Raw genomic sequence first — 19,034 nt, forward strand, 5'->3', positions numbered from 1 at the left:
AAGCCATTCAACCGCGAATTACCAGATCTGCGCCGCTTCGGTTACGGTGCGCTCCACCACGTCGAATGCAAACGTCATGTGCACCACAAGGCCGCCGCTTTCGCCGTTGCCGATCGACAGCTCGCCGCCCGCACGGCGCACGAGGCGCTCGACTATCGCGAGTCCCAAGCCGCTGTGGCCGTTGCCGCCGCGGGCGGGGTCGAGCCGCACGAACGGCCGGCTCGCCTGCGTGAGATCCTGGTCGGGGATGCCCGTGCCGTGGTCGCGCACGGTGAGCGAAAAACCCGTTGCCCCGCGCTCGCTCTCGATCACGACGGGCGGCGCGCCATACGCATGGGCGTTGTCGAGCAGGTTCGAGACCACGCGCTCGAGCGTGGCCGCGGGCAGACGAAACTCAGAACCCGCGCGCAGACGCGTTTCGATCGCAATCGTTTCGCCGTTCGCGGTGCGGTGGTTGCGCGCAATGCGCTCGCACTGATCGTCGACCTCGACGGGCTCGCTGCGATCGGCACCGTCGTGCGCGAACACGAGGAACTGGTCGACGATGTGCGCCATCGACTCCACGTCGCGTACTACGCCGTCGCGCACCTTTTGCTCGTCCATCATTTCGGCGCGCAGGCGCAGGCGCGCAAGCGGCGTCTTGAGATCGTGCGCCACGCCCGCCAGCATGACGGCGCGGTCTTTCTCGGTGCGCTCGACTTCCTTCACCATCTGGTTGAAGCCGAGCGTGAGCTGGCGCATCTCGCGCGGCCCGCGCTCGGGCACGGGGGGCACCGGCTCGCCCCGGCCAAAGCGGCCCACGGCCTGCGCGAGCGCGCTCAAAGGTTGCTGCAGCATCCACGCGGCCACGAGCGCGGCGATCACGGCGGTGGCGAAAATGGTGATGACCCAAGGCAGAAGTCTGTCGAGCGGCCGCATGACGCGCAACGGCTGGCCCGGCACGACGATCCAGCGGGCGTCCTGCGGCCCGCGCACCCAGAGCGTGGGCGGCCCGCCGGGCGGCCCGACACGCACGTCGGTGCCGGGCGGCATGCGCTCGCGCACATCGTCGATGAAATGGCGCAGCGGCTCAGGCATGCGTTCGGTGACCGGCGGCACGGCGGGGCTTGCCGGGTCGACGAGCTGCACGCGCGAAGGCAGCGGCTGGTCGGGCTCGCGCGCGACGTGCTGGCGCACCGCGTCGACGAGGAAGGTCGCCTCCTCGACGGCGTAGCGCGTTTGCATCTGATTGTGTTCGACGCGCATGAGCGTGAACCAGGCGACATGCGACACCAGCAAAACGCCGATGAAGATGACCGCGAGGCGCCCGAACAGCGAATCAACCGGCCGGCGCATGGTTGCCCTGCTCTCCGTCGGGAACGAACACGTAGCCGCGGCCGCGCACGGTCTGGATGAAGCGCGGCGTGGATGGGTCGCTTTCGAGAATGCGCCGCAGACGCCACACCTGAACGTCGATGCCGCGGTCCGTGCCGTCGTACTCGGGACCATGCAGCAACTCCAGCAGGCGCTCGCGTGTAAGCGTGCGCATCGGGTGGTTCACGAAAATCTTCAGCAGCGCGAATTCGCTGCCCGACAGCATGATGGGCTTGCCTTCCTGCTGCAGCGTGCGCGACTGGAAGTCGAGCGTGAAGCGGCCGAACGCGTACGGCTCGCGCTGCTCGGGCGCCGCGGCCGAAGGCACCGTGCGGCGCCGGCGCAGCACCGCCTGCACGCGCGCGAGCAACTCGCGCGGGTTGAACGGCTTGCCGAGGTAGTCGTCCGCGCCGAGTTCGAGGCCGACGATGCGGTCCACGTCGTCCGCGCGCGCCGTGAGCATGATGACGGGGATGTCGTCGCCGGCTGCGCGCAGCTTGCGCAGCGCAGTCAGGCCGTCCACGCCCGGCATCATCAGGTCTAGCACGATCAGGTCGGGGCGCTCGCGCTCGAGCCGCCGCTCCAGCGAGCCGGCGTCGTGCAGCACTGAGACTTCCATGCCTTGGCGCGCCAGATAGTCGCGCAGGAGGTCGCGTAGTTCGAGGTCGTCGTCGACGACAAGGATTTGAGTAGCCATGGGATGAAGTGTAACGCGCGCACGCGGGCCGTTTGCTTACAGGTCTTCCACCTGGGTTACGAGGTGTTACCGCGAAAGGCGTGCGTAATGTCGCGTAATCTCGGCGGCTTGCCGCGTAACACGCGCCACCCGCGGGGTCGATACGCTAGGGACACCGGTTGCGAGCGCCACCACTTCTGAAAGCGCCGCGCCAGACCGGATAAAACCCTTATGGATTTGTCAGGAGCATCACCATGTACAAGACGACTTCGCGCCTTCTCGCTATCGCCGCTGCCTCGCTCGCGCTCACCATGGGCGCCACCGCCGCCAACGCCCAGACGCCGCCGCCCCCGGGCGGTCCCGGCATGATGCACCACGGTCCGGGCATGCACGGCGACTTCATGCTCGGCTTCAAGAAACTGCACGACAAGCTGAATCTGAACGCCGCGCAGGAAAAGCAATGGCAGGCCGCGCTGGACACGATGAAGCAGAACCATCAGGCCATGCGCAAGAATCATGAACAGATGAAGCAGCAGTTCGATTCGATGAAGAACCAGCCGATCCTCGACCTGAACGCCATGCACACGGCGCACGAGCAAGTCGAGCAGCAGAACCAGCAACTGCGTGAGCAAACCACGCAAGCGTGGCTCGCCTTCTACAACGGCCTGAACGACCAGCAGAAGACGACCGTGAGCACGGCGATCAAGGAACGCTTTGCGAAGATGGAGCAGCGCCACGAGCAGATGCGGCAGCGGTGGGAGCAGCACCACAAGGGCGGCGCTTCGGCGCCGGCCGCGCAGCAGTAATCGGGCCACACACGCGCCGCCCCGGGGCGGCGCGCCGACACAAATGCGCGCGAATGTGCACAAACGCGCAACAAAGCGCCGCGGGATTCGCACCCCGCGGCGCTTTTTTCATGGCGCGGGCGTTTGCCCGCCTCACGCGGTCAAACGCTCAGGCGAGGTCGAACAGCAGCACTTCGGCCGCTACGCCGTTCGCGAGCGCGACACCCGCCTCGGCTTCGATCATCGCGGCATCGCCGGCTTCGAGGCGCTGCCCGTTCACATCCAGCGCGCCGCGCGCGACATGGAGATACACGCGCCGCCCGGCGGGCACCGGATACTCGACGCGCTCCTCGCCGTCCACGAGTCCCGCGTAGATCGAGGCGTCCGAGCGCACCGTCACCGCGCCGTCGCGCCCGTCGGGAGAGGCGACGAGGCGCAATCGCCCGCGCTTGTCGGCGTCGTCGAAGCGCTTTTCCTCGTAGCCGGGCGTCCCGCCGCGCTCGCGCGGCAGTAGCCAGATTTGCAGCAGGTGTGCTTCCTCTTCCTTCGAGCCGTTGAACTCGCTGTGCATCACGCCCGTGCCGGCGCTCATGCGCTGCACGTCGCCTGGGCGGATGGTCGAGCCGTTACCCATGTTGTCGCGGTGCGCGAGCGCGCCGGAAAGCACGTAGGTCACGATCTCCATATCGCGGTGGCCGTGCGCCCCAAAGCCCTGGCCGCCCGCGATGCGGTCGTCGTTGAGCACCCGCAGCGCACCGTAGTGCATATGCGCTTCGTCGAAATAGTCGGCAAACGAAAAACTGTGGTACGAGTCGAGCCAGCCGTGGTTGGCGTGGCCGCGTTCGTCGGCGCGTCGGATGGTCAGCATGGCAATCTCCGGTCAATCATGTCGATGTCCGAAGGTAAGGGCGGCGGCCCGCTTGCACAACCCGCAGCGGCGCACCGCATCGTTTCGCCAGCAACATCAATGGGCTGCGCGACCACCGTCGCCCTCCGTCAGACTGGCGCGCCCTTCGGCTTCGGGTAAAATACCGCGCTTTTCGGCTAGCGCGAGCCTGATGGCCCAGGGTGGACGACCCGGGGGCGGCTACCCCGCCGCGCCAACGCGCGCTGCCGCCGGCGCCGGAGTGCGTTGCGCTTTCCGACCCGCATTTTTGATCGCCTAGAATGGCGGCCAACGGTCACGAGCCGTAGCCGCCCCGCTTCGGCCGCGCGCCCCTTACCGCGCCGCGCCGCCCGTATCAGCCGCGCATGAGACCGGAGTCAGTGCAAAAGCACTCACTGCGGCTCGACAGGAGAATGATGAAGAAGTTTGCAGTGTGCGTGGCGCTGGCCCTGATCGCGGGCAGCGCCGCCGCCAAAGAGTGGAAAACCGTGCGCATCGGCGTGGACGCCAGCTATGCGCCGTTCGAGTCCAAAGCGCCGAACGGACAGATCGTCGGCTTCGATATCGACCTCACGAAAGCCCTGTGTACGCGCATGAACGTGAAGTGCGTCTGGGTCGAGAACGACCTCGACGGCATCATCCCGGCGCTCAAGGCCCGCAAGTTCGACGCGATCGTGTCGTCGCTGACCGTCACGCCGCAGCGCGCCCAGCAGATCGACTACTCCGCGAAGATGTTCGATGCGCCCGCACGCATGCTCGCGCGCACGGGCTCGCCGCTGCGGCCTACGCCTGCCTCGCTCAAGGGCAAGAACGTGGGCGTCGAGCAGGGCTCGACCCAGGAAGCGTACGCGAAGGCGCACTGGGCGCCGCAGGGCGTGAACGTGATCTCGTACCAGAATCAGGACCAGGTCTACCAGGATCTGATCGCCGGGCGCCTCGACGCCACGCTGCAAGACGAAGTCCAGGCGGACTTCGGCTTCCTGAAAACGCCGCGCGGCAAGGGTTTCGCGTGGGCGGGCCCGGAAGTGGAAGACCCGGCGACGATTGGTGACGGCACCGCGATTGGCCTGCGCAAAGACGACGCCGACCTGAAGGCGAAGTTCAACACGGCGCTGGCCGCGATTCATGCCGACGGCACGTTCGACAAGATCGCGAAGCAGTACTTCGACTTCGATATCTACAAAGGCAAGTGAACGGGAACGCACACGCAGGTAAATAAACAACGAGACATTACCGCTCGCGCCTCGCGCCACGACGCTTGAAGCCGGGGGCGCCTAGCCCCGGGGGCTCCCCGATAGACCGCCACCGGGCTTCGTATACAGTCACAGGCGCGCTCACGAGCGCAAACGCATCGGCCACGCGCGCGTACGCAACACCGCGCGGCCATGAACGGATTTGAACCGCGGCAGACAAGCGCCGCGCCTTTCGCGGTGTGAGAAGCGCACCGTCAAGGACTCGCCCATGTTTCTTCAAGGCTACGGCCCGCTGATCCTCGCCGGCACCTGGCAGACCGTCAAGCTCGCCGTGCTGTCGCTCGCACTCTCGTTCGTGCTCGGGCTGATCGGCGCGGCGGCCAAGCTCTCCAAAAATCGCGTCGCGCACGGCGCGGGCACGCTCTACACCACGCTCATTCGCGGCGTGCCCGATCTCGTGCTCATGCTGCTGCTCTTCTACAGCATCCAGATCTGGCTGAACAACCTCACCGACATGCTCGGCTGGGATCAGATCGATATCGACCCGTTCCTCGCGGGCGTGGTCGTGCTCGGCTTCATCTACGGCGCGTACTTCACCGAGACATTCCGCGGCGCGTTCCTCGCGGTACCGCGCGGCCAGCTCGAAGCGGGCCACGCTTACGGCATGACGAACTGGCAGGTGTTCGCGCGCATCATGTTCCCGCAGATGATGCGCTTCGCGCTGCCCGGCATCGGCAACAACTGGCAGGTGCTCGTGAAGTCCACGGCGCTCGTCTCGATCATCGGTCTCGCCGACGTCGTGAAGGCCAGCCAGGACGCCGGCAAGGGCACGCTGCGGTTCTTTTTCTTCACGCTGCTCGCCGGCGCGATCTATCTCGTCATCACCACGGTCTCCAACTTCGTGCTGATGTATCTCGACAAGCGCTACTCCACCGGTGTGCGCAAGGCGGATCTCTAAATCGCGCGAGGCCAAGACCATGCAAGACTTTGTCCAACTGATCCAGCAATACTGGCGCAACTATCTCTTCTCCGACGGCTACCATTTCAGCGGCGTGGCCATCACGCTGTGGCTGCTCGTCATCTCGATCGGGCTCGGCTTCTGCCTCTCGGTGCCGCTCGCCGTCGCGCGCGTATCGAAGAAAAAGTGGCTGGCCGGGCTCGTGTGGCTTTACACGTATATCTTCCGCGGCACGCCGCTCTACGTGCAGTTGCTGCTGTGCTACACGGGCCTCTACAGCCTCGAGATCGTGCGCAACCACGAGCTCACGAGCGCGTTCTTCAGAAGTGGCATGAACTGCACGCTGCTTGCGTTCACGCTCAACACCTGCGCGTACACCACCGAAATCTTCGCGGGCGCGATCAAGGCCACGCCCTACGGTGAGATCGAAGCCGCGCGCGCCTACGGCATGTCGCAATTCACGCTGTACCGCCGCGTGATCCTGCCTTCGGCGCTGCGTCGCGCACTGCCCTACTACAGCAACGAAGTCATTTTGATGCTGCACGCAACGACCGTGGCCTTCACGGCCACCGTGCCGGACATCCTGAAGATCGCGCGCGACGTGAACTCGGCGACTTATCAGTCGTTCGGCGCGTTCGGCATTGCCGCCCTGCTGTACCTGATCATTTCTTTCACGCTCGTGTGGCTGTTCCGCCAAGCCGAGCGCCGCTGGCTCGCATACCTGCGACCGCAAGGCAAGTGAGCCCGCTAGAGGTCAATTGATGAATTCCCAGAAGCAGAAGCTGTTCGTCGACTCCATCCACAAGAAGTACGGCGACAACGAAGTCCTCAAGGGCGTGTCCCTGAAAGCCAATGCAGGCGACGTGATCAGCGTGATCGGCTCGTCCGGCTCGGGCAAGAGCACGATGCTGCGTTGCATCAACTTCCTCGAGCAGCCCAACGCCGGGCGCATCGTGGTGGATGGCGAGGAAGTCGCCACGCGCGCGGACAAGCGCACGGGCGCGCTGCATCCCGCCGACGCGAAGCAACTCCAGCGCGTGCGCACCAAGCTCGCGATGGTGTTCCAGCACTTCAACCTGTGGTCGCACATGTCGGTGCTCGAGAACGTAATCGAGGCGCCGCTGCACGTGCTGGGTCTGCCGCGCAAGGAAGCCGAAGATCGCGCGCGCACCTATCTGGAGAAGGTCGGTCTCGCGCCGCGCGTGGAGAAGCAATACCCCTCGCACCTCTCGGGCGGTCAGCAGCAACGCGTAGCAATCGCCCGCGCGCTCGCCATGCACCCGGATGTCATGCTGTTCGACGAGCCGACCTCGGCGCTCGACCCCGAGCTCGTGGGCGAAGTGCTCAAGGTCATGCAGAAGCTCGCCGAGGAAGGCCGCACGATGATCGTGGTCACTCACGAAATGGGTTTCGCGCGCAACGTTTCGAACCACGTCATGTTCCTGCACAAGGGACTCGTGGAAGAGGAAGGCCAGCCGGCCGAAGTATTCGCCAATCCGAAGAGCGAGCGCCTGCGCCAGTTCCTTTCGGGCAGCCTCAAGTAAGACGACCCACTGGGTCGCCCCTTTCGACGATGTAGTAAAAGTAGTATTACGAGGCGCTTACAGCGCCTTTTCTTTTTTCGTCTTTTGCCCTCGAAAAGCCGCCGGTTTACGCTCAAAAACAGCGTTTTTCGCATTACTCCTTGTGCAATCACTAGTCAATAGTGGCAATCCTGAACTTAGCCATTTGATTGACGTGAGTCCCTTATCCCTTAAGGCTTCCGACCTATTTGCAATACCTCTCTGACCACCATCCAGGAAGGGCATATTGCAATTTGACGACACCCCGGGATGCGAGCACGAATTTGTTCGCCACCACGGACCTTTTTTGCTAAATTAGTAACCAAAGTAGCAAAACAAAGTTCATTAAAAGTAGTTTCACTTCAAAAAGAACGGGAGATGCCAGTCAACCAGGGGACCTGCAAGACGACCCAGCCCGGGTCATGCAGCGGCACCAGCCCGTACGCCGGTCCTCGGGGTAATTCTCCCTCACGCGACGATTTCTGTTCGCGGCGCCGCCAAGCGCACGGACGTCTTTCGCAGTACTAAGGTTGACTCTTTGACAGGGTATGGAGGAGAAGATGAAGAAAGCTTTGCTCGCCGCAGCATTGATGTCGGCTGGCGTGGTCGCGCATGCACAAAGCAGCGTGACACTCTACGGCCGCCTGGACATGGGTGTGGCATACATGAACGGCATTGGTGCTGGTGGCACCGCAAACACCCCCGCCACGCACGGCTCCAGCCAGGTGCAGCTCGAAAGCGGCTATTGGGGCACCAGCCTCTGGGGCATGAAGGGCGTTGAAGACATCGGTGGCGGCAACAAGGTTCTGTTCCACCTGGAAGGCAGCTTCAGCACGGCGAACGGCTCGCTCGGCTCGGCCGGCTCACTCTGGAATCGCTGGGCGACCGTCGGTGTAGCGAACGACCAGTTCGGTACGCTGCTCGCTGGCCGCATGCTCTTCATCTCCAACGGCATTTGGGACTTCGACCCGTTCGGTCAGTCGAACTGGTCGTCGGCTTCGATGGTCCGTGGTCGCAACTGGCCGCAATCGAGCAACAACATTTCGTACCAGTCGCCGAACTGGATGGGCTTCGACATGTACGGCCAGTACGCGTTCTCGAACGCGACGAACTGGAACGGCAACGGCTCGACGTCGCAAGGTCGCGAAGCTGGCCTGCAGCTCACCTACACCAGCTCGCTGTTCCAGATCCGCGGCCTGTATGACGAAATCCGCAATCCGGACAACGGCTCGCTGGGCGGTAATTACAACGCGCTCAACGGCGGCACGGTTGCCACCGGTTCGCAGGCAAACGGCAACGGTGTCTTCGCGTACTCGCGTGACTACATGGCCATGTTCAACGTGTTCCTCGGCGCGTTCAAGATTCAGGGCGGTTACGAAGCCATCCGTTCGGCAGGCATGAGCGGCCAGCTGATCGGCCAGCCGACCACGCTTGACCACGAGTGGGGCGGTGTGACGTGGCAAATGACGCCGGCTGCAGCGCTGATCGCGGCGGTCTACCACGTCAATGCGAACAACGGCGGCGGCAACGCCACGCTGTACACGGTTGGTGGTTCGTACAACCTGTCCAAGCGCACGCTGCTCGACATCCAGGCAGGCACGGTGCAGAACAGCAAGACGGCCAACTTCGGCCTGAACGCCAACAACTTTGGTACGGCGGCTGCAACCACGAACCCGCTGCCGGGCCACAGCCAGGTTGGTGTGTACGCAGGTATCCAGCACTCGTTCTAATTTGAAGCGAGTGTAGACAGAACAGCTACATCGACGTTTTCACGCTGCTGCGAGAGGCGCGTATCGGTGCGATGTCCGAAAGGGTATCGCACCGTTTTTTATGCTGGGGACGGGCCGCGAAAGCGGCGCCGTCCCCTTTTCTATTGGTGCATCAAGTGCTTCGTGTACTTCGGGGGCCGGCCGTGCAAAGCGAGCGGCCTCAAACCGCCGCTTCGTTCTCCTCGCCCGTGCGGATGCGGATCACACGCTCCACGTCGGTCACGAAGATCTTGCCGTCGCCGATCTTGCCCGTGCGCGCCGCGCCGATGATCGCGTCGATCACCTGGTCGGCCTGATCGTTCGCGACCACCACTTCGATCTTCACCTTCGGCAGGAAGTCGACCACGTATTCGGCGCCGCGGTAAAGCTCCGTATGGCCCTTCTGGCGGCCGAAGCCCTTGACCTCGGTGACGGTCAGGCCCGTGAGGCCCACTTCGGCGAGCGCCTCGCGCACTTCGTCGAGCTTGAACGGTTTGATCACGGCAGTAATGCGTTTCATGGCGAACCTCGTCTCGTTATCGGATATGTCGGAAATTTCGGAACCTATCGGGATTCTACGCTGTGCGGCCGGGGCTCACGCCGAGGGCTTGCCCGCAGGCGCCGCGCTTGCCCCACTCGCTTCGTCGGGTACCCGCTCCAGATCGGCGAGCCACACCACCGACTCCGAATCGCTCGGCGCGCGCCAGTCGCCGCGCGGCGAGAGCGAGCCGCCCGAGCCGACCTTCGGCGCATTCGGAATGCAGGTGCGCTTGAACTGGCTCTGCCGGAAGAAGCGGTCGAGGAAAATGCGCAGATTGCGCTTGATCGCCGCGAGATCGTACTGATTGCGCACGACTTTCGCGTTCTCGGGCCACGCCCCGGCTTCCCGGTCGCCCCACGCGTGGCGCGCGAGGAACGCCACCTTCGACGGCGCGAAACCGAAGCGCAGCGTGTAGTAGAGGTTGAAGTCCTGCAGCTCGTATGGCCCGATCGTGCTCTCGGTTTTCTGCTCGGGCGCGCCATCGGACTTGCCCGGAATCAGCTCCGGGCTGATGTCCGTGGCGAGAATCGCTTCGAGCACGTCGCGGCCGCTCTCCCCGTTCTGGCCAATCTGGCCCGTTTCGGCCACCCAGCGCACGAGATGCGTGATGAGCGTCTTCGGCACGCTCGCGTTCACGTTGTAGTGCGACATGTGATCGCCCACGCCGTACGTGCACCAGCCGAGCGCAAGCTCGGAGAGATCGCCCGTGCCGATCACGATCGCGTGATTGAAGTTAGCGAGGCGGAACAGGTGATTCGTGCGCTCGCCGGCCTGCACGTTTTCGAAGGTGATGTCGTAGGTTTCGTTGCCTTCCGAATACGGATGGCCAAGGTCTTCGAGCATCTGCATGCAACTCTGGCGAATGTCGATTTCGCGCGCCGTGCAACCCACGAGCGCCATCAGTTCGCGCGCCTGGCGCAGCGTGCGCTCGCTCGTCGCGAACCCGGGCATGGTGTACGCGAGGATGTTCGCGCGCGGCAGCCCGAGGCGATCCATCGCCTTCGCGCACACGAGCAGCGCATGCGTGGAGTCGAGGCCGCCCGAGACGCCAATCACCACTTTCTTGATGCCCGCCTGCGAAAGCCGCTGCACGAGCGCCTGCACCTGGATGTTGTAGACCTCGTTGCAGCGCTCGTCGCGGCGCTTCGGATCGGCCGGCACGTAGGGGAAGCGCTCCACGCGGCGCGACAGCGCGAGCGTTTCGCGCGCCCACGCGCCCTCGCCCGCCAGCTCACATGAAATCACGCGGAACTTCGCGACTTCTTCGGCGTGGCGGCGAATCGAATCGCCGAACGTGGTCTGGCGGATGCGCTCCTGCTGCAGCCGCGCGAGATCGACGTCGGCGAAGATGAGGTGCGAGTCGTCGGAGAAGCGCTCCGATTGCGCGAGCAGCTCGCCGTTTTCGCACACGAGTGCGTGGCCGTCCCAGGCCATGTCGGTGGTCGATTCGCCCTTGCCCGCCGAGGTGTACAGATACGCAGCGAGACAACGCGCCGACTGTTGCGACACCAGCTGCTGCCGGTAACCCGCCTTGCCCACCACGACATTCGACGCCGAAAGATTCACCAGCACCGAAGCGCCCGCGAGCGCCGCGAACGACGACGGCGGAATCGGCACCCAGACGTCCTCGCAGATCTCCACGTGAAAGCGCAGACCCGCGATCTGCGGCACCTCGAACAGCAGCGACGCGCCGAACGGCACGTCCGCGCCGGCGAGACGCACGGTGTCGGTGCTCGCGACATCGGCGGGACTGAACTGGCGCGGCTCGTAAAACTCGCCGTAATTCGGCAGGAAACTCTTCGGCACAACGCCCGCGACACGCCCGCCCGCCACGACCGCGGCGCAGTTGAAGAGCGAGTGACCCGCGCGCACCGGCAGACCGACGATCATCACGAGCGGCAGCGAGGCCGAGGCTTCCACGATCTGCGCGAGCGCTCGCTCGCAGGCGTCGAGTAACGCTTGCTGATGGAACAGGTCGTCGCAGGTATAGGCCGAAAGGCCAAGCTCGGGGAACGCGACGAGCGCCGCGCCCTTCGAAGCGGCCTCGCGCGCGAGCGCGAGCGTCTCGGTGGCGTTGAATGCGGGATCGGCCACGCGGCAGCGGGGCACGCCCACGGCCACGCGCGCAAAGCCGTGCGTATAGAGATTGAAGAAACGCTCTTTCATTTCGATAACCTTGAGGCGGGCGCGCTGCGCACGATAGCGCACGCTCTGACGTTCGGGCTGCTTGATGCCGCTTGATGCCGCTTGATACCGCTTGATGGCGCGTGGCTGCCGACGCTGCAAGAGGCGCGGCGGTCCTCACCCGCTCGGGACGTTTGCTTTACCATGACCGTTTGCTGCGGCAGGCGCTGCTGAAACCCCACGCCGCTTCCCACGCCAACGGGCACGCAAGTTGAATCAGGAACATTTCGATTATCGCACGGGCATCCTCGGCTCACTGTCCGAGGTCGACGCCGCCGAATGGAACGCGCTGCTCGCACGCCAGGCGCAGCCTACGCCCTTTTTACGCCACGAATTCCTCGCGGCGCTCGACGCCACGCGCTGCACCACGCCGAACGATGGCTGGGCCGCGCAGTTCGTCACGCTCACCGACACGCGCACGGGGCGCCTCGCCGCCGCCGCGCCGGTGTATCTCAAGGGTCACTCGTACGGGGAATACGTGTTCGATTGGGCCTGGGCCGACGCCTACAAGCGCAACGGCCTCGAGTACTACCCAAAGCTCTTGTGCGCCGTGCCGTTCACGCCGGTGCAGGGCACGCGCCTGATCGCCGCCGACGCAACCGCGCGCCGCCATCTGGCCGCAACGCTGCTCGCCTTCGCGGAGCAGGCCGACGTCTCGTCGCTACACGTGCTCTTCCCGACCACGGAAGACGCCGAGGCGCTGACCGACCTCGGCATGATGCAGCGTGACGGCGTGCAGTTTCACTGGCTCAACGACGGCTATCGCGACTTCGAGGACTTCCTCTCCACGCTTGAACAGAAGAAGCGCAAGAACATTCGCGCGGAACGCCGCAAGGTGAGCGAGGCGGGCGTGACGATGCGACGCGTGCGCGGCGAGGACATCAGCGACACCGAGTGGCGCTTTTTCAGCCGCTGCTACCGGCAGACGTACCGCGAGCATTTCTCGTCGCCGTATCTGAATCTCGACTTCTTCCGCATGATCGGCGAGACGATGCCGGAAAATCTGCTGCTCGTGATCGCCGAGCGCGAAGGCAAGCCGATCGCGAGTTCGCTCGTGGTCTGGCAGCGCGGTGAGAACGGTCAGGGCGGTACGCTCTATGGCCGCTACTGGGGCGCGCTCGAACACGTGCCCTGCCTGCACTTCGAGACCGCGTACTATCAGCCGCTCGAGTTCTGCATCGAGGAAAAGCTCGACGTGTTCGAAGGCGGTGCGCAAGGCGAACACAAGATGGCGCGCGGTTTCCTGCCCACCGCGACGCGCTCCGCGCACTGGCTCGCCCACCCTGCCTTCTCCGACGCCGTTGCGCGCTTTCTTGAAAGCGAGACGAACCATATTCACGCCTATATGCACGAGCTCAATGAGCGCAATCCTTTTCGTGCCTGATGCACCTGACGCGCCTGATGCGTGCGGAAAACCCGCGCGCAGCGTGTCCTGAAACGCCCTCGCCCATCACGATCATCGCTTCCAGAACTATGCCGTGGTTCCTCTATATGCTCGAATGCGCCGACGGCAGCGTGTATACGGGCATCGCCATCGATGTCGCCGCCCGCTTCGCCCAGCACGCGAGCGGCACGGGCGCGCGCTACACGCGCTCGCGCAAGCCGGTGCAGGTGCTCGCTCAGTTCGAGTTCGCCGACCGTGGGCGCGCGTCGAGCGCCGAATATTGGGTCAAGCGCCTCACCCCGCGAGAAAAGCGCGCGCTCGCGGCCGGCGCGCGCACGCTCGAATCGGTCCTGCCCCCACCGCCCCTGGATACGGCCTCGGAACCCGAAGCGCCGGAATGAGCAAACTGAGCAAACGTCATCCGCTCGGGCGTCTGCTCTTTTCATCGAACGCCCCGACTCAAGCCTAAAGCCGCGCTCAGCCCCCGCCGTTATTGCGCATAAGACGCCGGTCTTAGCCCCCGGCGTGCGCTCTCATTTCACCTGGCTAGCCGAAGGAACCGGTGAAGCATGAAGAGACCCACTAAAGCGGAGACGAGCCAGCTTGCCCCCGGTTGGCACGGATTGCGGCGCACGACCGTGGTCCTGCTGCCGCTATGGCTGCTCGCCGCCGTCATGGCGGTGATCGCCGCGGCTAGCCTCGCGATCATGTCGATCCTGCTTGCCTATGTGGCAGGGGAAAGCAGCTGGTCGAAGGGCCAGAAAGACGCCGTTCACGCCCTGGAGCGCTATGCGCGCACCGGCGACGAAGCGGATTACCGCACGTTCCTCGCCGGTATCGCCGTGCCGCTCGGCGACCGCGCGGCACGGCTGGAGATGAACCGCGCGCAACCGGACACCACGGCGATCCGGCGCGGCTTCGCACTAGGCCACATCGCGCCCGCCGACATGGACGGCATGACCTGGGGCTACCGCACGCTCAAGAACACGCCGTGGATGCGCCCGGCCGTGGCGTTCTGGGACATCGGCGACCGCTATATTCTGCGTCTCGCCGATACGGGCGAACGCCTGCACGCGCTCGTGCAGGCGGGTGGGCTGCACGCGCCGCAGTCCGCCAGCCTCGTGCGCGAGTTGCGCGAGATCGACAACCTGCTCGCGCCCATCGAAAGCGGCTTCTCCCACTCGCTCGACGACGCGGCGCGCGCCACGCGCTCGCTCCTTACGCTCGCGCTCGCCGCCTCCGCCATCGTGCTGCTCGGCGCGTTCTCGCAATTCATCCGCCGTGCGCTTGCGCGCAGCGACCGCCTCGAAGCCGAGGTTCGCAAGAACGAGGAGCGCCTCACGCTAGGCTTTGAAGGCATCAACGCCGGGCTCTGGGACTGGGAGGTCGGCAGCCGCCAATGCTACTTCTCGAACTGGCTCTACGAACAGCTAGGCTACGAAGTGGGCACGCGCTTCGAAAGCGACACCGGCCTCACACAGCTCGTTCATCCCGACGACCTCACGCTCGTGCGCCACGCGTTGCGCCAACACCTTGCGCGCGCAACGCCGTTCGACGTGGAATTTCGTCTGCGCACGCTCGCGGGCAGCTACTGCTGGTGCCGCGCACGCGGCCAGGCGGTGCGCGACGCGCGCGGGCGCGCTGTGCGCATGGTCGGCTGCCTGTTCGACATCTCCGAGCTAAGGTCTGCCGAAGCGAACGCCTATACTGAACGCGAACTGGCGGAGGTCACGCTGGCCTCGATCGGCGAAGCCGTGATCCGCACCGATGAAAACGCGCGCGTGACCTACTGCAACGCCGTGGCCGAACGCATGCTCGGCCGCGCGGCCGCCGATATGCTCGCACAGCCGTTCGACGCGATCTGCGACCTGCGCAACGACGCACATGAACCGCATCGCTTCGAAGTCCTCAAAAATTCACCAGCGACGGGCGCGACGGACGTGATGGACGACACAGGCGGCGCGAATCTCCACGTGATGCGTCCGGACGGCTCGCGCCTCGCGGTCGATTATTCGGTGTCGAAGCTACGCGACGTGCAGCGACGCGTGATCGGCACCGTCATCGTGCTCTACGACGTGAGCGCGCTGCGCGAACACGCTGCGCGCCTCGCCTACCAGGCGACCCACGACGAACTCACCGACATCTACAACCGCCGCGAGTTCGAGCGGCGTCTCGCCGCGCTGCTCGACGATGGCGGCAGTGCGCAGCCCGGAGAGCCTGGCCACGCGGTCATGTTTCTCGACCTCGACCAGTTCAAGGTCGTCAACGACACCTGCGGACATTCAACCGGCGACGAACTGATCCGTCAGGTCTGCCGCGTGCTCAAAAGCGAGTTGCGCGGCGAGGACATCATTGCGCGTCTGGGCGGCGACGAATTCGGCGTCGTGCTGCCGCACTGCACGGCGGCGCACGCATCGCTGCTCGCGGAGAACCTGCGCGCGGGCATTGCCGCGATCCGCTTCACGGGCGCCGGCCGCATCGTGCCGACGAGCGTGAGCATCGGACTGGTCGGCGACGCGGCGGGCCTCGTTTCCGTCAAGGAAGTGATGAAGGCCGCGGACGTAGCGTGCTACATGGCGAAGAAGAAAGGCCGCAACCGCGTGCACCGCTTTCGCGATGACGACGAGGAACTCTCGCAAACGCACGCGCAGATGGCGTGGGTCTCCGATATCAAGACCGCGCTCGAAAATGGCCAGTTCTGCCTGTTCGGCCAGGAGATTCTCTCGCTTGCGCAGGCATCGTCAGCCGACGACACGCACGTCGAACTGCTGCTGCGCATGCAGACCGCCTCCGGCGCGCTCGTGGAGCCATCCGCGTTCATCGGCGCGGCGGAACGCTTCGATCTCATGCCGGCCATCGACCGCTGGGTGATCGCGAGCGCGTTCGCGATGATCGCCGAAGGCACGCACCATTACGGCACCTGGTCGATCAACCTCTCGGGCGCCTCGCTCGGCGACGAGCAGCTCGCCGACTATATCGAGGAACAGCAGCGCATCTGGTCCATCCCGTTCGAGCGCGTGTGCTTCGAGATCACCGAAACCGCGGCGATCACGAACATGGACGACGCCATCAAGCTCATCGAGCGCCTGCGCGCGCAGGGCTGCCGTTTCGCGCTCGACGACTTCGGCGCGGGCATGTCGTCGTTCAACTACCTCAAGCATCTGCACGTCGATTATCTGAAGATCGACGGCAGCTTCATCCGCGGCATCATCGACAGTCCGCTGGATCAGGCTATCGTGCGTTCGATCAACCAGGTCGCCCACGCAGCGGGCAAGCTGACGATCGCCGAGTGCGTGGAGGACGCCGCCATCGTGGACTGGATGATCGCGATGGGCGTGGACTACGCGCAGGGCTACGGCGTGGGCAAGCCTGCGCGGTTCGACATCCTGCGCGGGCCTGAACTGCGCGACGTCGCTGCAGTGGGCTAATCGAGCGCCCATGAAAAAACCGCACGGCCTCCCGGCGCGTGCGGTTTTCAATCAAGCGTCAAGCGTGCGATTTACTTCTTGAAGTTCGCAACGCCTTCGGTGATTTCCTTGTGGGCGGCTTCGATGCCGACCCAGCCTTCGACCTTGACCCACTTGCCCTTTTCGAGCGCCTTGTAGTTCTCGAAGAAGTGCTTGATCTGATCCTTCAGGTACTCGGGCACGTCGTCGAGCGACTTGAGGTTGGCCGTCATCGGGCAGACCTTGTCGTGCGGAACCGCGATCAGCTTCGCGTCGACGCCCGACTCGTCGGTCATCTGCAGCATGCCGAGCGCGCGCGAGCGCACGACGGAGCCGGCCAGCAGCGGGAACGGCGTGATCACGAGCACGTCGACCGGGTCGCCGTCGCCCGAGAGCGTCTGCGGAATGAAGCCGTAATTCACGGGATAGCGCATGCCCGTGCCGACGAAACGGTCGACGACGAGCAGGCCCAGGTCCTTGTCGGCTTCGTATTTCACCGGATCGCTTTGCGCGGGAATCTCGATGATCACGTTGAAGTCTTGCGGCAGATCCTTGCCGGCGGGGACATTTGCAAAGCTCATGAGCGCTCTCTGTTGAGAAGGGAAAAAGCGACGGCTCGCGCGCAAAACCGGCGCGAAACCAGACGTTGGAGGATGGACGCCATTATAGCCAATCGGCCAGGGCGGCCGGCGCTTCGGCCCAGGGCTTTCCCGCACGCAGATGAAGTGCCTGCTGAATTCGCGCGCATGGCGCCTGCACTTGGCGCGATAATGAACCGGCCGGCGCGGCCCGCCATCGGGCGATCCGAGGCACCCTCCGGCGACGTTTCCCGTTTTGCGTTTCCCCTCGTTTCACCCCCATTTACGAGGCGCATGCATGGAAGAAGCGAAGCACTTCATCGGCGGCGAATGGCAATCGCCCGCCAGCGGCGAGACGCTCGCCGCGATCGATCCCTCCAGCGGCCAGCCCTTCGCGCAGCTCGCGCGCGGCAATGCCACCGACATCAACGACGCCGTCACCGCCGCGCGTAAAGCCTTTGAGGGCTCATGGGGCGCATTGAGCGCCACTGAACGTGGGCGCCTGCTGTTCGCACTCTCGGGCCTCGTCGGCCAGCACACGGAAGAACTCGCGCAACTCGAAGCGCGCGACACCGGCAAGCCGCTCAAGCAGGCGCGCGCCGACGCCGCCGCGCTCGCGCGCTATTTCGAGTTCTACGCCGGCGCCGCCGACAAGCTGCACGGCGAGACCCTGCCCTACCAGGCCGGCTACACGGTGCTCACGGTGCGTGAGCCGCACGGCGTGACGGGCCACATCGTGCCCTGGAATTACCCGATGCAGATCTTCGGCCGCAGCGTGGGCGCGGCGCTCGCCACCGGCAACGCGTGCGTGGTGAAGCCCGCCGAGGACGCCTGCGTGTCGCTGCTGCGCGTGGCCGAACTGGCACGCGTTGCCGGCCTGCCCGCCGGGGCGCTCAACATCGTCACCGGGCTTGGGCATGAGGCGGGCGCGGCGCTCGCCTCGCATCCCGGCATCGACCACATCTCGTTCACCGGTTCGCCGCAAACGGGCAAGCTCGTCACGCAGATGGCCGCCGAGCACCACGTGCCCGTCACGCTGGAGCTGGGCGGCAAGTCGCCGCAAATCGTTTTCGCCGATGCCGATTTCGACGCCGCGCTGCCCGTGCTCGTGGCCGCGATCGTGCAGAACGCGGGGCAGACCTGTTCGGCAGGCAGCCGCGTGCTGATCGAGCGCGGCGCGTACGAGCCGCTCATCGACCGGCTCGCGGCGTCGTTCGGCAAGCTGCGCGTGGGCCCGGCCAGCGCCGATCTCGACTGCGGCCCGCTCATCAACGAGAAGCAGCGCCAGCGCGTGCGCGGCTTTCTCGACGAAGCAGCCGCAAGCCGTATCGCCACGGTGGCAAGCGGCAGGCTCGAAGCCGATGCGCCGAGTGGCGGCTTCTACGAAGTCCCGACACTGCTGCGCGACGTGCCGCCGCAAAGCCGTCTTGCGCAGGAAGAGGTGTTCGGGCCCGTGCTCGCAGCGATGCCTTTCGAGAGCGAGGAAGAAGCGCTCGCGCTCGCCAACGGCACGCTTTATGGCCTGGTCGCCGGCATCTGGACGCGCGACGGCGCGCGCCAGATGCGTCTTGCCCGGCGCGTGCGCGCGGGCCAGGTGTTCGTCAACAACTACGGTGCGGGAGGCGGCGTCGAATTGCCGTTCGGCGGCACACGGCATTCGGGACACGGGCGCGAAAAAGGCTTCGAGGCGCTCTATGGCTTCACCGTGCTGAAAACGATCGCGATCCGGCACGGCTGAAC

Annotated in this window: 16 protein-coding genes; 10 read left to right on the forward strand and 6 right to left on the reverse strand. The window is 65.1% G+C overall.

Translation table 11 applies throughout. From position 1 onward, the window contains the following. Positions 1-18: 18 nt before the first annotated feature. Both JMY28_RS00810 and JMY28_RS00815 read right to left on the reverse strand, forming a co-directional pair. A complete protein-coding gene (locus tag JMY28_RS00810; protein ID WP_201693648.1) occupies positions 19-1,335 on the reverse strand; it encodes an ATP-binding protein in 1,317 nt (438 codons plus the stop codon). After that, on the reverse strand, positions 1,319-2,050 hold the full coding sequence (locus JMY28_RS00815; protein WP_028207713.1) for a response regulator: 732 nt from the start codon (positions 2,048-2,050) through the stop codon (positions 1,319-1,321). The genes JMY28_RS00810 and JMY28_RS00815 overlap by 17 nt, the downstream gene beginning before the upstream one ends. A 233-nt stretch (positions 2,051-2,283) precedes the next feature. On the opposite strand from JMY28_RS00815, the gene JMY28_RS00820 reads away from it, so the two are divergent. After that, entirely contained in the window at positions 2,284-2,835 is a 552-nt protein-coding gene (locus JMY28_RS00820; protein ID WP_201693649.1) for a periplasmic heavy metal sensor, read from the forward strand. A gap of 148 nt (positions 2,836-2,983) precedes the next feature. On the opposite strand, the gene JMY28_RS00825 is transcribed toward JMY28_RS00820, so the two are convergent. Next, a complete protein-coding gene (locus JMY28_RS00825; RefSeq protein WP_201693650.1) occupies positions 2,984-3,682 on the reverse strand; it encodes a pirin family protein in 699 nt (232 codons plus the stop codon). Between the two features lie 434 nt (positions 3,683-4,116). On the opposite strand from JMY28_RS00825, the gene JMY28_RS00830 reads away from it, so the two are divergent. The 5 genes from JMY28_RS00830 to JMY28_RS00850 all read left to right on the forward strand — a co-directional run bounded on the left by JMY28_RS00830 (position 4,117) and on the right by JMY28_RS00850 (position 9,143). Next, the gene (locus JMY28_RS00830) at positions 4,117-4,893 is read left to right on the forward strand and encodes an ABC transporter substrate-binding protein (protein WP_201693651.1); all 777 of its coding nucleotides are present in this window, start codon (positions 4,117-4,119) and stop codon (positions 4,891-4,893) included. A gap of 268 nt (positions 4,894-5,161) precedes the next feature. Beyond that, on the forward strand, positions 5,162-5,851 hold the full coding sequence (locus JMY28_RS00835; RefSeq protein WP_201693652.1) for an ABC transporter permease: 690 nt from the start codon (positions 5,162-5,164) through the stop codon (positions 5,849-5,851). Between the two features lie 19 nt (positions 5,852-5,870). Further along, positions 5,871-6,593 (forward strand): ABC transporter permease, encoded by a 723-nt coding sequence (locus JMY28_RS00840; RefSeq protein ID WP_201693653.1) that lies wholly within the window; start codon positions 5,871-5,873, stop codon positions 6,591-6,593. Positions 6,594-6,612: 19 nt separating this feature from the next. Continuing rightward, positions 6,613-7,395: an ABC transporter ATP-binding protein gene (locus JMY28_RS00845; RefSeq protein ID WP_201693654.1), complete on the forward strand. Its 783-nt coding sequence runs from the start codon at positions 6,613-6,615 to the stop codon at positions 7,393-7,395. A gap of 578 nt (positions 7,396-7,973) precedes the next feature. Further along, the gene (locus JMY28_RS00850; RefSeq protein ID WP_201693655.1) at positions 7,974-9,143 is read left to right on the forward strand and encodes a porin; all 1,170 of its coding nucleotides are present in this window, start codon (positions 7,974-7,976) and stop codon (positions 9,141-9,143) included. Between the two features lie 199 nt (positions 9,144-9,342). Here the strand turns inward: JMY28_RS00850 and JMY28_RS00855 are convergent, their stop codons facing one another. Beyond that, positions 9,343-9,681, reverse strand: a complete 339-nt coding sequence (locus tag JMY28_RS00855) for a P-II family nitrogen regulator (RefSeq protein WP_027795598.1) — start codon at positions 9,679-9,681, stop codon at positions 9,343-9,345. Positions 9,682-9,756: 75 nt separating this feature from the next. Further along, positions 9,757-11,868, reverse strand: a complete 2,112-nt coding sequence (locus JMY28_RS00860) for an NAD(+) synthase (RefSeq protein WP_201693656.1) — start codon at positions 11,866-11,868, stop codon at positions 9,757-9,759. 229 nt (positions 11,869-12,097) lie between these two features. On the opposite strand from JMY28_RS00860, the gene JMY28_RS00865 reads away from it, so the two are divergent. From JMY28_RS00865 to JMY28_RS00875, 3 genes are all read left to right on the forward strand, one after another. Then, a complete protein-coding gene (locus JMY28_RS00865; RefSeq protein ID WP_201693657.1) occupies positions 12,098-13,270 on the forward strand; it encodes a GNAT family N-acetyltransferase in 1,173 nt (390 codons plus the stop codon). Between the two features lie 89 nt (positions 13,271-13,359). Beyond that, positions 13,360-13,671, forward strand: coding sequence for a GIY-YIG nuclease family protein (locus tag JMY28_RS00870; RefSeq protein WP_201694576.1), 312 nt, complete (start codon positions 13,360-13,362; stop codon positions 13,669-13,671). 168 nt (positions 13,672-13,839) lie between these two features. Then, positions 13,840-16,698, forward strand: a complete 2,859-nt coding sequence (locus JMY28_RS00875; RefSeq protein WP_201693658.1) for an EAL domain-containing protein — start codon at positions 13,840-13,842, stop codon at positions 16,696-16,698. 71 nt (positions 16,699-16,769) lie between these two features. Here the strand turns inward: JMY28_RS00875 and ppa are convergent, their stop codons facing one another. Further along, positions 16,770-17,297, reverse strand: coding sequence for an inorganic diphosphatase (gene ppa / locus JMY28_RS00880; protein WP_028207725.1), 528 nt, complete (start codon positions 17,295-17,297; stop codon positions 16,770-16,772). Between the two features lie 295 nt (positions 17,298-17,592). Here ppa and JMY28_RS00885 point away from each other — a divergent pair, with 295 nt between their 5' ends. Then, positions 17,593-19,032: an aldehyde dehydrogenase family protein gene (locus JMY28_RS00885; RefSeq protein WP_201693659.1), complete on the forward strand. Its 1,440-nt coding sequence runs from the start codon at positions 17,593-17,595 to the stop codon at positions 19,030-19,032. Positions 19,033-19,034: the final 2 nt, after the last annotated feature.

The organism is Paraburkholderia hiiakae (genome assembly GCF_904848665.1).
GTDB lineage: Bacteria > Pseudomonadota > Gammaproteobacteria > Burkholderiales > Burkholderiaceae > Paraburkholderia > Paraburkholderia hiiakae.

Bases quoted from the DNA above. Each gene is read 5' to 3' on its own strand.
- JMY28_RS00845 (WP_201693654.1), top strand. From the start codon at position 6,613: ATGAATTCCCAGAAGCAGAAGCTGTTCGTCGACTCCATCCACAAGAAG.
- JMY28_RS00840 (WP_201693653.1), top strand. From the start codon at position 5,871: ATGCAAGACTTTGTCCAACTGATCCAGCAATACTGGCGCAACTATCTC.
- JMY28_RS00855 (WP_027795598.1), bottom strand. From the start codon at position 9,681: ATGAAACGCATTACTGCCGTGATCAAACCGTTCAAGCTCGACGAAGTG.
- JMY28_RS00885 (WP_201693659.1), top strand. From the start codon at position 17,593: ATGGAAGAAGCGAAGCACTTCATCGGCGGCGAATGGCAATCGCCCGCC.
- JMY28_RS00820 (WP_201693649.1), top strand. From the start codon at position 2,284: ATGTACAAGACGACTTCGCGCCTTCTCGCTATCGCCGCTGCCTCGCTC.
- JMY28_RS00860 (WP_201693656.1), bottom strand. From the start codon at position 11,868: ATGAAAGAGCGTTTCTTCAATCTCTATACGCACGGCTTTGCGCGCGTG.
- JMY28_RS00835 (WP_201693652.1), top strand. From the start codon at position 5,162: ATGTTTCTTCAAGGCTACGGCCCGCTGATCCTCGCCGGCACCTGGCAG.
- JMY28_RS00850 (WP_201693655.1), top strand. From the start codon at position 7,974: ATGAAGAAAGCTTTGCTCGCCGCAGCATTGATGTCGGCTGGCGTGGTC.
- JMY28_RS00815 (WP_028207713.1), bottom strand. From the start codon at position 2,050: ATGGCTACTCAAATCCTTGTCGTCGACGACGACCTCGAACTACGCGAC.
- JMY28_RS00830 (WP_201693651.1), top strand. From the start codon at position 4,117: ATGAAGAAGTTTGCAGTGTGCGTGGCGCTGGCCCTGATCGCGGGCAGC.
- JMY28_RS00810 (WP_201693648.1), bottom strand. From the start codon at position 1,335: ATGCGCCGGCCGGTTGATTCGCTGTTCGGGCGCCTCGCGGTCATCTTC.
- JMY28_RS00825 (WP_201693650.1), bottom strand. From the start codon at position 3,682: ATGCTGACCATCCGACGCGCCGACGAACGCGGCCACGCCAACCACGGC.
- ppa (WP_028207725.1), bottom strand. From the start codon at position 17,297: ATGAGCTTTGCAAATGTCCCCGCCGGCAAGGATCTGCCGCAAGACTTC.
- JMY28_RS00875 (WP_201693658.1), top strand. From the start codon at position 13,840: ATGAAGAGACCCACTAAAGCGGAGACGAGCCAGCTTGCCCCCGGTTGG.
- JMY28_RS00870 (WP_201694576.1), top strand. From the start codon at position 13,360: ATGCCGTGGTTCCTCTATATGCTCGAATGCGCCGACGGCAGCGTGTAT.